Annotated in this window: 11 protein-coding genes; 9 read left to right on the plus strand and 2 right to left on the minus strand. The window is 36.8% G+C overall.

The window, feature by feature from the left end; all coding sequences use genetic code 11:
• Positions 1-75: 75 nt before the first annotated feature.
• On the plus strand, positions 76-1,080 hold the full coding sequence (locus RH40_RS10705) for a D-alanine--D-alanine ligase (protein ID WP_009601502.1): 1,005 nt from the start codon (positions 76-78) through the stop codon (positions 1,078-1,080).
• On the opposite strand, the gene RH40_RS10710 is transcribed toward RH40_RS10705, so the two are convergent.
• Entirely contained in the window at positions 1,064-2,023 is a 960-nt protein-coding gene (locus RH40_RS10710; RefSeq protein WP_009601503.1) for a tyrosine-type recombinase/integrase, read from the minus strand. The genes RH40_RS10705 and RH40_RS10710 overlap by 17 nt on opposite strands.
• A gap of 104 nt (positions 2,024-2,127) precedes the next feature.
• Between RH40_RS10710 and RH40_RS10715 the strand changes: the two genes are divergently transcribed.
• From RH40_RS10715 to RH40_RS10750, 8 genes are all read left to right on the plus strand, one after another.
• A complete protein-coding gene (locus tag RH40_RS10715; RefSeq protein WP_009601504.1) occupies positions 2,128-2,508 on the plus strand; it encodes a DUF3319 domain-containing protein in 381 nt (126 codons plus the stop codon).
• 6 nt (positions 2,509-2,514) lie between these two features.
• Positions 2,515-2,826 carry a stress response translation initiation inhibitor YciH gene (gene yciH, locus RH40_RS10720; protein WP_009601505.1) on the plus strand — a complete coding sequence of 104 codons (312 nt, stop codon included), beginning with the start codon at positions 2,515-2,517 and terminating at the stop codon, positions 2,824-2,826.
• A gap of 339 nt (positions 2,827-3,165) precedes the next feature.
• Entirely contained in the window at positions 3,166-5,109 is a 1,944-nt protein-coding gene (locus tag RH40_RS21170) for a calcium-binding protein (RefSeq protein WP_009601506.1), read from the plus strand.
• Positions 5,110-5,135: 26 nt separating this feature from the next.
• Positions 5,136-6,818: a hypothetical protein gene (locus tag RH40_RS10730; RefSeq protein WP_139056877.1), complete on the plus strand. Its 1,683-nt coding sequence runs from the start codon at positions 5,136-5,138 to the stop codon at positions 6,816-6,818.
• On the plus strand, positions 6,808-7,362 hold the full coding sequence (locus tag RH40_RS10735) for a hypothetical protein (protein ID WP_009601510.1): 555 nt from the start codon (positions 6,808-6,810) through the stop codon (positions 7,360-7,362). The genes RH40_RS10730 and RH40_RS10735 overlap by 11 nt, the downstream gene beginning before the upstream one ends.
• Before the next feature lie 24 nt (positions 7,363-7,386).
• Complete coding sequence (locus tag RH40_RS10740; protein WP_009601511.1) at positions 7,387-9,129, plus strand: hypothetical protein; 1,743 nt, start codon at positions 7,387-7,389, stop codon at positions 9,127-9,129.
• Positions 9,130-9,220: 91 nt separating this feature from the next.
• Complete coding sequence (locus RH40_RS10745; protein ID WP_009601513.1) at positions 9,221-10,939, plus strand: AAA family ATPase; 1,719 nt, start codon at positions 9,221-9,223, stop codon at positions 10,937-10,939.
• A 495-nt stretch (positions 10,940-11,434) separates the two neighbouring features.
• A complete protein-coding gene (locus tag RH40_RS10750) occupies positions 11,435-11,869 on the plus strand; it encodes a DUF3653 domain-containing protein (protein ID WP_009601514.1) in 435 nt (144 codons plus the stop codon).
• Between the two features lie 278 nt (positions 11,870-12,147).
• Here the strand turns inward: RH40_RS10750 and RH40_RS10760 are convergent, their stop codons facing one another.
• Positions 12,148-12,375: a hypothetical protein gene (locus RH40_RS10760; RefSeq protein WP_009601516.1), complete on the minus strand. Its 228-nt coding sequence runs from the start codon at positions 12,373-12,375 to the stop codon at positions 12,148-12,150.
• Positions 12,376-12,986 lie beyond the last annotated feature (611 nt).

A 12,986-nucleotide genomic window follows, 5' to 3' on the forward strand; every position in this document is an offset into this window, starting at 1 on the left:
TTAGATCGTGTAACGAGTTGGCGATTAGACTAATATATCCTTTTTGTATTTGATGGCACCATGGATAACGTTTTTATGAAGAAAACAAAGATTCTCTTACTTTGTGGCGGTGGCGCAGCTGAACATGAAATCTCTCTGATTTCTGCTGATTTTGTTCAATCTCAATTGGAACTTACTTCAGAATTTGACGTTACGCGAGTTGAGATTAAAGAAAATGGCTGGTTCACTTGTAGTGGTCAAACAGCGAATATCGATACTAACTCTGGTACGTTACAAATAAATGGTGAGTCTCATGTTATTGATTTTGTGGTTCCGTGCATACATGGCTTTCCTGGCGAGACGGGCGATATTCAAGCGTTTTTAGAGCTAACTGGACTTCCTTACCTCGGTTGTGGTTCTGAAGCGAGCACCAATAGTTTTAATAAGATCACTTCTAAGCTCTGGTACGACGCTTTAGGCATTCCAAATACACCATACATTTTTCTGTCTGAGAATAACGATCGCGCTTTGGAATTGGCGAAAGAAAGTTTGAAAAAATGGGGTGCTATTTTCGTTAAAGCTGCCCGTCAGGGATCGTCTGTTGGTTGTTATCATGTTCGACAAGAAGCTGAATTACTAAATGCACTCGAAGGCGCTTTTAGCTATTCCGATCAAGTGTTAATCGAGCAAGCTGTTAAGCCAAGAGAGCTTGAGGTAGCCGCTTATGAATACCAAGGTGTTTTATACATTACAAAACCCGGCGAGGTTATTGCTCCACAAGATAAGTTTTACAGTTACGAAGAGAAGTACAGCGGGACTAGCGAAACCCAAACTGTCGTTGAAGCGACTAACCTAACCGCTGACCAGCAAGCTCTGATTAGACAAAGCGCGGAAAAAGTTTTTAAGCACATGCGCTTGCGCCATCTTTCCAGAATTGACTTTTTCTTAACCCCTGATGGTCAGGTATACCTAAACGAAGTGAATACATTTCCTGGTATGACACCTATTTCGATGTTTCCTAAAATGCTTCAGCATAACGAACACAATTTCGCTGAGTTTATGGCAGATTGTGTCCAAAGTAGTCTTAAACCCAAGGTTTGAAACTTTTAAAGACCATTCTTTCTAGTGCTGCTTTAGAGCGGTTACCAATATATTGGTAAGGCATGGCAGCACTTTTCCAGCGGCCAAAATGTTGGATTTCTTTTACTTTTAGCCCTTGTTCTGCAAGCTCATTAACAGCTCCGACTCGAAGTGAATGCCCGGAAAACTGTATATCGGTTCCTAATGCTTCACTTGCTGCTCTTAAAATCCTATATATTGAGGAATCATCGAGAGGATTTGAGCTAATGTTTCCGTGCTTATCAATTGCACTAAACAATACCTGGTGATCGCTTAGTCTAGTGTCTAGCCATCTCTTGAGATATTTGGATGCGGAAGCCGAGAGGCGGTAAGATTCTCCACCTATATTGACAGAGTAGGCGTCTGGAGTATTGCCTGAAAGATCATCGATAGTTAGCCTTTTCAGCTCAGACCTTTTGAGCATACATTCGAACATTAAATGATATATAGCCAAGTCTCTAATATCTTTTGTATTTTTTGATGAGTTTTTTAACAAGGTCAATTCGTCTAAGTGTTTCTTATTGAATGCAGGCGTTGATTGGGCATCACCGGATTTCTCTATTCGTAATTGAGCGAGTAGGTTTTGTATGCTGACTGAGCTTGTCGGGTCGGAGAGCTGAAGGATCTTATGAACCAATGAAATGGTGACATTGTAACGTTTAAGGGTGGCATACTTTCTTTCTCTCGACTCTTTTTCGAGAAATAATCGAACGGCTGTTACCGAAGCAGGAATTGGCTTAACATTCTTGTTGTGACAAAACTCTAAGAAAAGGTTCCAGTCTTTTCTCATTGCGAGTAACGAGTTATGTGAGTATGAGTTATCAGTTAAAGTATTGATATCCTCTAATTCAATATGTTCAGAAAAGGTGTTTATAAAACTGGTTAAAGTTGTCTTACATGTGACTAAACGAACGTTTTTTCTCATTTTAACGCACTATAACTAAGAATAATGGTATAAATATACTTGATAATGAATTATTTACAATTATTATTAAGTTATCCCAACCAAAAGGTAAGGTTCTATCAACTATGGCTGCAGCAAGTTATCGAGGTTTCACATTAACAACTGTTGGTGAATCAACAGAGACCTGGCAGGTTACTATTAAAAAGCACACGCTGACGGGAAGTATGGCAGCCGTAAAGAAGAGTATCGATTGGTTTTGTGATACGGCGACCTTAATTGATCCGAAAGAATTCAGCGCCATTAACTCGAAAGCTAAAGAAGAAGGGAAACCAGCCCAAGAGGACTTCAATGGCTACCAATTGAAGAATGATACTGGTGACGTGAACGGTTGGTATTGTTTCTTTAACGGCAGGCTAATTAAAGGTGGTAAACTTGCTATACAAAAGCACATTGAAGCATACTTGTTGGCCAAGCAAAAAGCAGAACAACAGCAAATAAAGAAGTAATAACCGATGACACTTGTTTATAGTACCGAAGTTGGGCGCATAACGCCTGATGAACAAAAGCCAGAGAGACCTAAGGGCGATGGCATTGTCAGAATTCAACGTCAAACTAAAGGTAGAAAAGGTAAGGGCGTTTGTATCGTTTCAGGACTAGATCTTGAGGATGCTCCTCTCAAGTTACTCGCTGCAGAATTAAAGAAGGTCTGTGGTTGTGGTGGCTCGGTAAAAGACGGAAACATTGAGATCCAGGGCGATTCAAGAGATAAAATAAAAAGTTTATTGGAAAAGAAAGGTTACACCGTTAAATTGTCTGGCGGTTAAATCAAGTTATTTTCATAAAATTTTCTCCAAGGGTGCATATTATTATGCACCCTTTGTTGTTGCAACAGTTTAATTTATTAAAATAAATTAAACTGAAATCCCATACAATATTACCTTCTCTATTACTAGTTATTTATATAATTATCCTTATTCCATTATTAATCCTTCAGTTAATTCATATAGCTATTTTTAGGATTCAGATCATATTTTAGATTATTGCTTTTAATAAATGTTTATATAAACAATTGTTATCGTTAATATAATTAAAAATTTATATATTCCATTTTTTTAAAAGTGTTTCCAATAGAAATATAGGGTATAGACACAATTGAGGGACAAATGAGTAATATTTATGGAACTAATGACCAAGATACACTAATAGGTACGAATGAAGACGATTCTATATTCGGCCTCAGAGGAAATGATATATTAAGAGGTAAAGAAGGGACTGATAATCTTTCTGGTGGTGAGGGGAATGATAGACTTTTCGGTGACTCAGGAAGTGATTTTCTTCAAGGGGATCAAGGAGCAGATTATCTTTTTGGTGGTCAAGGAAGTGATCGCCTTTATGGTGGCGAAGGAGATGACAAGCTTTACGGTCAGTCCGGGGATGATGTCTTAGAGGGTGGCGAAGGAATCGACGATTTAAAAGGTGGCAGTGGAGACGACAAGCTACTTGGAGAGCAAGGAGAGGACAAACTCTGGGGTGGCGACGGGAATGACGAGTTGGACGGCGGCCAAAGTGACGATGAACTTTGGGGTGAGGATGGCGACGATACACTGATAGGTGGGCAAGGCTCAGATAAACTTTTTGGTGATGATGGGAATGATGTTCTGTACGGCGGACAAAGTAACGATACGCTAAAAGGTGGCGAAGGAAACGATACGCTTTACGGAGGAAGCGGGAATGACACCATTGATGGCGATGGTGTGAATGCTTACGGAGACGATACTCTCTATGGCGGCGAAGGAACTGATACTCTTAGAGGCAATTCGGGAAATGATGAACTTTATGGGGGAGTTGATGACGATATCCTCGAGGGTAACGACGGAAATGATAAAGTCTTTGGCGAGGCTGGTCGCGATAATATATGGGGTGGTCAAGGTGACGATGAACTAAATGGTGGTCAAGGTGATGACCAAATTTGGGGGGGCGTAGGAAACGATCGACTAATTTCCGGAGAGGGTAATGATAAACTCTATGGAGGTGAAGGTGACGATCATTTTTTTATTGATAAAAACGATGAAGTTTATGGTGGTGAAGGCTTTGATACAATCCACTTTAGTCAATATCAATTAAATCAGAAAATTGAGTACTTAAAAGAGCATTATACTTCGGTTGAAGCGTGGAATTTCACTCAATTTAAGGAAAGAGTAAGGATAATAGGAGATACAGGTGATGATTTCATTCACATAAATGATCTGAACAAAAATTATACTATTCTAAATGACGGCAATGATACTTTAAATATTATTCTATCGCCAAAACAAAAAATAGACTTGAGACCAAGAGTGAGCGGCGGAGATGGAAAAGATACTTTACAAATAACATCCAGCTTTATTAAATCAGATGTCAATATAAATTTTAAAGGCATGAGGGATGTTGAACTAATAGAATTTTCTGGTAATTACAACTCCATAACAATTAGTGATTCTTATGTCAATTCTCCGATTAAGTTCACAGATAATGACGATAATATCATTATAAAACCAAGAGTATATACCATCCTTTCTGGAAATGGTGATGATAGTATCGATGCCAGTGGCAGTTATGGTTATAACAGTGCTAGGAGATATATCAATGGCGAATCTGGTAATGATTCAATTAAAGGGAGTAGTTATGATGATACGCTTATTGGAGGTATAGGCAATGATACTATTTCAGGGGGAAGTGGAAACGATATTATTTACGGCCTAGCGTATGATGATACACAATATATTATATCTCAAACAAATAGTAGCGATGTTCTAAAAGGTGAGAATGGCTCAGACGATTTCTTCTGTGATAGCCAAGATACTGTTGACGGTGGTAGCGGATATGACTCAGTAACACTCTTTACTTCAAACTATGAAGACATTAATTTTGATAATATTTCTAATATAGAATCGTTGACTGTTGTTGATATAGATGATTTTCAAAGTACAACATTAACAGGGGAGCTTCTTGTTCAAGCGATGTCAGGAATGGATGCCGACAGTCTCGTCTGGAGCCCTGAAAATAGATTCAAAATAAAAATAGTAGAAAACAATCCAATAGTACTAAGCTTACCCGAAGTTAATTAAAGATAACCGGACCTTGAAATAATATTATGATGAAAAGTACTTTAATTCTACTAAGTTATATATCAATATCAACTTACTCATTAGCTGCAATGAATTATCCACCAACAACAGGAACATGTAGTAATATGTCATCATCAGTTGATGGTGATGTTTATTTTGATAAGAATTGTAGAATAGCATATGTAATGCCTCCAGAAGTCGGGATGATAAAGAGTCATCGTGAAAATTTTGATGAAGAAAAATTAGCCCTTTGTACTAACTATCTATCTACCAAAGAACTGTTTAAAATAAATAACCAGCAGATACTTGACATAATAGTTAGGAGGGGTGAGATTACTAATAGCCTTATTGAAATAGAAGCTTCAATTAAAGAGGTTCAAAAGGTTTTAGATGACTTTAAAACTTCAAATTATGAGAAAATAGAAGGTTATGAAAGTGCAAAACTACACTTGAAAAAGAAAGAAAATGCTTATTTTAAAATTATGGAAGAAGCAGAAAATTGCAGTAGAAATTGTGATTTAATTGAGGAAGAACTAGTTTTTTTAGAAAGTGATTATTTCAACGCTATTGATGATCTATTAAAGTTAGAGGATGACTATAAAGATATAGAATTTTCACTAAGAAATTTTCAACACGATATTGACACTTTAAATATAACTCAGAATGAACTTACAGATCTACTTGATATAGGTTATGATTCAGTAAGTAAGGCATATCTAAGTTTAGAGGAAGCATTTAATCATTACTCGAAGATTGAGAATGGTGAGATTATCTATCTTGTCGATTTATTAAGAAATGAGACAGTGCAAGAGACTAAGAATAGAAATTTACATACTAATCTTATTTGGAAAGAGATGCCTATATATCGTGCTCAAGTTGCGACAAATTATGCATTCGAAAATTTATCGGGTCAAAAAATAAAAGATCTTCTTCTTGTTCCCTCTATAGGAAGTTATAATAGTTTAAATGGTAAAGATAAGGTTGATGTCATAAATTATAGCTATAATGACCGTTTATTAAACGTCAACTTTGATTATGAAAAATTTAACGGTGACGCTTTACGAACGGATCAGTTTTACACTCACCTACAAACCAATCTTATCGGGTCTTGTGAAGCCAAAAATGGAAAAGATTTCTCAGCGTTAATTGCTCCCAGAATTTATTATGAATATGGGCTTAATTTTCCTTTTTCAGTAACCGCTAAGTTAAATGGTAAAGCATTACTTAATCATATAGAAATAAGAAAGAGCAGAAGAAAATACCTCTTTAAAAAAATAAGGTGGACTGAAATAGAAGATTATAAGTCTTATAGTCATATTTTAGATTTGGAGTTTGATTCAGATTCTTCTCTACTTAGTGCAAAAATAAAATCAACCCTGGCTAAATCTATGATTGATACTGATTTATTGAGGTTTATGAATATAGAAGGACGAAGAGAGGACTATCATTTCAATCATCATTATAGCTATTCATCAAAGGGAGGTATATTTTCTTCCATGTTAAATGATGAAAATGTTGCAGTTCCTAGATGGACATTTACAGAAGAAGAAGATACTAATTTTACTAGTTCAAGATATCCATTCAGTTCACTTTTTAGTCCAGACTATGTAAATAAATTTTCTAAAACTATTGTTAAAACTTATCGAGGTAATTACCTTATTCCACAGGCAAGAATTATGACATTTAAGAGTGTAGTAAATGAAAATTAAAATCGGTATTGTATTTTTTACATTTATCCTATCCGTGGTTATTTTTAATTTAAAAGATTTTGAATACTTCCATGATAACAACCAAAAAGAGAATTTAGAAAAAAAAGAAACTTTTAGTGAATTAAGGAAAGAAAATGAAGTCATTAATACCGTTAAAGAATCTTCTATTAAAGAAGAAGTAAACTCAGATGATAGAAGTATTAATGATGAGGTATTTAGAGTAACGGATACAAAAATAGAAGCAAATCAGTATTCTGATAAAGAACTCGAAGCAGAAATTGATTATATAAGAAATTTAATTGAGTCTGAAAGTATCATTGATAAGATAAACCAAAACAGTCTTAATAGTGAAGAAAGAGATCAAGTTAAGAAGCTATTCTCTCTTCATGATAGTCTTTCGCTTGAAAAAACCAGACGCTTAGTAAAAGAAATTGAAGAAGAATACGACGATAAGTTTTTTTTAGAAATGGAGGAATCATTAAAAGATTTAAAAAAGGATATTCAAGATACAAAAGAACAAATAACTAATTATTCAAATTCATAAAAGATAACGTAAAGTAGGTTGTTAATGTTTAAAAAGTCACCGTTAGTTTTAGCTCTGTTACTTGCAACAACAGGTGCTAACGCAGTGCCCAGCTATAAAGTCTGTTCAAATGAGTCAGGTAAAGCTAGAAGTGCTTCAAATATCTATTTCAGTGATGATTGTAAATACGCTTACGTTGGACTTCCTAATTATGGAAAAGCAACGATGAATGGATACACATCTATGAATTTAGATCAGTGTCAAAATTACGATCAGGTAAATGATACAATAGAAGTGATTGTTGAATCAGCACAAAGAAATATACGAAGAATTGTAGAATTTACGAATGAAGTTGAGGAAGTTCAGCAGAAATTAAACGAACTGGAAGAGGAACGTGTTGGCTTCGAGTTGGAAGCTGTGAACTTGGGCAAACAAATTGACTATATTGTCAAAACTATTCTACCACCACTTGAAGCAGAAGAAAATGCAAAGCTTTTGGTATTCGCGAAATGTAGAAAGATGGCGAAGACTTTGGGCGAAGATATACTTGAGTTTTGTAGTGATTCATATCAAGAGTATGATGAGGTCAGTACTCGAACTTTTGAACAGAATATTAAAAAAGGACGGCTGACACGAGAAAAAAGTACAGCTTTAGCTGAAGAGTACGAAATTTCTAACAAAATAGAGAGGCTAAGAAGAAACAGATCTGCTCTTGAGGATTTACTTATCTCCGCTAAAAATCGAGTAAATGATCTGTTAAAAGAAGTTCGAGAATCTAAACAGTATTATTTCCGTATTTATGGTGCCACTGCGTCCTTGTTGTTCACGACTGATGTTGATAACTTCATTAATGAAAAGCGTCGAGCATTCGAAGCAGACAATACTGGATTCGAAGACCTGATTTGGAGAGGTATTTCTCCTTTACCGAATTCGACCGAAATTGACTTTCTAGTCAATCAACCTGGTGATATTGATGCTGTAGCCAACCAAAACTATCCAATTATGTCTATCGAAACACCAGATAGCTTGTTTAGAAAACCCAGTGATTCGATTCAGTTTTTTTCTGCAGGTGGCAACAAAGATTATCTTGCAGCCTCTCCGTTTCCTAACTCATTCTCCGCGGTATTAAAACTCAATGTTGCCGGTGCATGTGAAATAGAGCATAAAACTGATAACTCAGAACTTCTCAATTACGTTAATCCAAACGTTACTGCAATGTTTGAGATCAAAGGCAAAAATAGTTACAGAGCTGAAATCAAACAAAAGAGAGTTGTTGAGTTTTTTGAAAAAACACAACAGCTTGGCATTAATGCCGGAGCAATTACCTATGCTGACGTGAAAAAGAAAATTCGAGAAGCCAAAAACTTAGATACTTTGGTAACGATTACTTTCACTGCTGACACAGGGAAAGGGGTTGAAGAACAAAGGATAGAGAAACGCATGCTTGAAGAGAACCTGGTTGAACGTGCCATGGTTAACATGCTTGATACTATAGCTCAGAGAACGGTTGATCCAAATATTGAGGTATATCGACAGGAAGTAAAAGATGGCCTTGCTCAATTGCCACAATACGATCCAGAACGCGCTGAGTCAGGTGTTGAAGGTGCAAGGTTTGTGGATTCGGGTACTCCGGCAACACCTAATATTCAATGGGAATCTCCTATAGGAATTAGCTACCAAAAATCTATTACTGACTATAAGAGTGAATTAAACGCCTTGTATGTTGAGGAGGTGACTGAAGACTCATTCACTCCTCTTTATCAAAGTTTTGGCTTTAAGAAGCAATAGCTCTTATCCATCCTAGACTAATGCTCCTTCAGGGAGCATTTTTTTTCTATTAATTTCTATATTTTCTCAAATTATATCACTGAGGATAAATATGAGACCTACATTAAAACCACTGGCATTACTATTCTTATCTTTTTCGAGCATCGCCGTCCCCAGTTATCAACAGTGCTCAGGTAATCAAAGCGCGGCAAACAATATCCTATTCGATAGGGATTGCTCAACGGCTTATGTTGGATTACCTGACAAAGGTAAAGTTGTTCTCGATTCATATTCAAGTTTTTATACCGAAGATTTCTGTGAAGAATATGAGCAATTAAGAGAACAGAACGTATTGGTTAAAAGTCAGATAAATACTGTATTTCATGCGAAATTGGATTGGATAAACACGCTTTTTGAAAATGGAAAAGAAATTTTGACCAAGAAAAGTGAAATTTCTGAACTCAATACTCAGTCAGAAATATTTAGCCAAAAGATAGATGTTTTAAGAGAGGTAATCGCAGATTATAGAAGAAGAATTAACACATTGACCGAGTTAATATCCACATGTCCAGATGAGGCGCAATGCGACCAACTAACGGAACAACTCACAGAAACAAAACGCAATTACTTTGCGAATCGTCGTGAAAGTAGGGCACTAAGCGAAAATGTTGACCAGATTTCTATGAAAACTGCACGGGTATACCAAGAGATTGAGAGCTTGCAAAGTCGGGTTGATAATATGGAGATACGTATTAATGAGCTCGACAAGGGGCTACGAGAGCTGGACGATTTAGTATATGACCGCATGTACAAGTATCTCAATATCTACGGTTCAACTGCAAAATTGCTTTTTAGCCTTAATATGGACGAATATATTCAAGACAGAAAAAGAAGATTCGGTTCAGTAGCTGAAACGTACAACTGGAAGCCCATGCTTTTCAAAAATGTTAGGTTGTGGTTGAATGTGAGTGAACCTTCAGAAAGAGAAGAATATCAAGTAACATGGAGTCCAGTCATTGATATTGTTACCCCTGAGTTTTCTTCATTTGGTAAGGAGTTTATCTCGGGAAATCCAGAATCATCGCAAAACCCGATACTTACGCCACAAGATATTCACACACAAAATTTGGAATCTTATCTAGAGAACTCCAAGGCCATGCCGACTTCATTTGCCAGCTTAGTTAACTTTAATCTGCATGGTGCATGTCTATTAAAGGGCCGAAACTTGGGAGAGCATATATTGCCGTACGTAAGTGCAACTTTATCTGCGGAATATGATGTTAAAGGCTTTGCTTCTTATCACGCCGTTGTTAACCAACATTCGATACTTGAGTTTTTACGTGAAATCAAAAGCCGGGGTTTCCTTGGTTTTGGTTCTGTTAAAACGAAAATTCGTAAAACAGAGAGCCATCAGAGGCTTGTCAATATAACACTTAACGCCGATAGTTATGCAGGAAAGGAAATTACCAATAGGTATAAACGCTTGTTATCTACAGGAATACTGGAACGTGCCTCGATCGCAATATTAGATTCGATTGCAACCAGAAGACGAGGGCCGAATCATTGGTTACCAGACCTTGATGAAGAAGGAAGTGAGATGAAAAATGAGCTCGTTGCTTTAGGTCCCCGATTAAATATGACTAGTATGATGTGTCGTTCAGCCGGTAGAGTATTCTGTGACAATGGATGGGAGATAGGAAAGTTCTCATTCAGCAATAACTCATATCGTTACAAAAGCGAAACGAAAGCCCATTATGAAGAATCGATCTCTGACGTCTATTTCCAGACATTTAGCAACAGTATGGCTTTTGAAAATGTCCCAAACCAATAAGGCGGCGATATCAAATGTCGAGTCGACTTCTTATTATTAGTAGCGAAATACTAGTACTAATAATCAAGAATTGATTCTTATAAGCTAAGTAATCATCATTTATCAAACGAAAGTTAGATTAGTGATGATTACATACTTTATGGTAAATACGTTATGTTTAATGTTTACAGAGGCAGAGGAGGTTGTCATCCTCATAGTTCGCACATTTAATTTAACATAAGATATATAATGCGCACTCATTAACATTTCAAATCTCCAATCTCTCAGCAAGTAAACTTTGCTCTAAGCAAAGAAATAAATCTCATATAATCAGTATCTTATAAAAACTCATGTTTGATTTAATTGCTTCCCGAGCATTCGCTCTCGTTGTGCCAATGAAGTGACATTTTGTTTTATCGCCTTTCAAATCGCTTCTTAAAAGGATTTGGCAATCAATAAATCAAGATTAATCGGAAATTGGCTGAGTTAACATGTTGAAATGTGAAGGATATCACAATGAATGTTGAGGGATTTAAAACCCTATACTGGCGTCAGTTTGACTCTATTCGCGAAGGTGCTGAATATTTTCATGTCACTAAAGTTACGATTCGCCGCTGGCTTAACGGCGAAACCATTATTAACCCTATGGCTGAGAAGCTTCTGATTATTCGTGCCATTGGCTACTTACCTAATGATGTTCGCTGGCAAGGCTTTCGTATTGATGAGCATCGTGCGGTATTGATAACGCCCGAAGGTCGAGAATTCAGTCCTAGAGAACTTGAGGCTTTCGCGCTATGGCGCGACGAGTATAAAGAACTGATAAAGTTACACGGTCACATAGAACGACCACCAATCATCCCTGCTAGAGAAAATCCTTTACCATTTCGTGGCGGTCGGCGTATGCAGGCTGCTCCATGGATTCCGAGCAAAATTAGAAGGGCTGGCAAATAATCAATAGGCTCCAGAGGAGCCTTTTTATAACCAATAAGGAGTTTTATCAAAGTCAGTTCATAATACTTAATTTTTCAATAATGTCGCCCAATATTAGCTCAGAAAAGTGTGTTTTATGATCAATCCAATCACCACCGTACAATCCATCTATTGCATACTGTATTCTTCCATCACTCATGTAAAGAACATTAAAGTAATAAGTATGGATATTGTCTAGATTTGCCACGTGATGTGAGAATTCTGGCCATTCAAGAGTCAAAGACAGCACAAGTTCATGTTCATTTTTTTGTGCGAAAAAAATCTTGCTCTGATATCTGTGAAGGCATATGGTCACGGTGATATATTTTAATCGTTTCATCTGAAGTATTTGTATCTACTGCTAAATCTTTGAGAATTTGCTCTTTGAGCTCACCCAATTCCGCCATAATTTTTTTAGCACGAATTTCTCTTTTAGAATATATTTCTCTCTGCAACTTATTCAGTGTTTCTAAGCTTTTATCCTGCATGGTTCCTCCATAAATAGTACATTAGTGTAAAGTTGCATATGTTGGCATTTGGACGTGATTTTTAACTTGATCTTGATCATCTAATAAAGAAAACCCGCTTTCGCGGGCTTTAACTCTCATTTTCTAACCTGGTCACTCTTGAATCTAAGTTTTCGAGCATAAACCTGAGCCACTTGATATCGGTTTTTAGTACAGCCCCTACTCCAACGTCTAAGCAAAAAGACCTGATGGCAAAGACAAGCAATTACTGATACCCCTAGATTTACGTAGCAGCGGTCTTTCGACGGTCCCGAAATGCAAGTGAGCAGAAAGCTCTAAACACAAACGGCTCTTAATTGAGCCGTTTTTGCATTCGATACCTATTAAATTCACCGTTTGTGTGGATAACTGGCTAGCGTTTCTGTGTTTAACCGGCGCGTTTGAGGTGCTTATCCTTTTGTACTGAATAAAGAGTTTTAAGGTTTGAAGAATACAACGAAGGATTTAGTGCATAACCCTGAATGCTAAACAAAGAAATATATTAACTTCTTAAAACCCACCTAATCGGTGGATTGTTTAAATGAAGCGGCCTTTCTTGTTCGCAAGCGAACTGGGGCCTTTGGACTGAGACT

The sequence above is a fragment of the Vibrio caribbeanicus ATCC BAA-2122 genome (assembly GCF_000165125.1).
Lineage (GTDB): Bacteria > Pseudomonadota > Gammaproteobacteria > Enterobacterales > Vibrionaceae > Vibrio > Vibrio caribbeanicus.

Bases quoted from the DNA above. Each gene is read 5' to 3' on its own strand.
- RH40_RS10705 (WP_009601502.1), top strand. From the start codon at position 76: ATGAAGAAAACAAAGATTCTCTTACTTTGTGGCGGTGGCGCAGCTGAA.
- RH40_RS10710 (WP_009601503.1), bottom strand. From the start codon at position 2,023: ATGAGAAAAAACGTTCGTTTAGTCACATGTAAGACAACTTTAACCAGT.
- RH40_RS10715 (WP_009601504.1), top strand. From the start codon at position 2,128: ATGGCTGCAGCAAGTTATCGAGGTTTCACATTAACAACTGTTGGTGAA.
- yciH (WP_009601505.1), top strand. From the start codon at position 2,515: ATGACACTTGTTTATAGTACCGAAGTTGGGCGCATAACGCCTGATGAA.
- RH40_RS21170 (WP_009601506.1), top strand. From the start codon at position 3,166: ATGAGTAATATTTATGGAACTAATGACCAAGATACACTAATAGGTACG.
- RH40_RS10730 (WP_139056877.1), top strand. From the start codon at position 5,136: ATGATGAAAAGTACTTTAATTCTACTAAGTTATATATCAATATCAACT.
- RH40_RS10735 (WP_009601510.1), top strand. From the start codon at position 6,808: ATGAAAATTAAAATCGGTATTGTATTTTTTACATTTATCCTATCCGTG.
- RH40_RS10740 (WP_009601511.1), top strand. From the start codon at position 7,387: ATGTTTAAAAAGTCACCGTTAGTTTTAGCTCTGTTACTTGCAACAACA.
- RH40_RS10745 (WP_009601513.1), top strand. From the start codon at position 9,221: ATGAGACCTACATTAAAACCACTGGCATTACTATTCTTATCTTTTTCG.
- RH40_RS10750 (WP_009601514.1), top strand. From the start codon at position 11,435: ATGAATGTTGAGGGATTTAAAACCCTATACTGGCGTCAGTTTGACTCT.
- RH40_RS10760 (WP_009601516.1), bottom strand. From the start codon at position 12,375: ATGCAGGATAAAAGCTTAGAAACACTGAATAAGTTGCAGAGAGAAATA.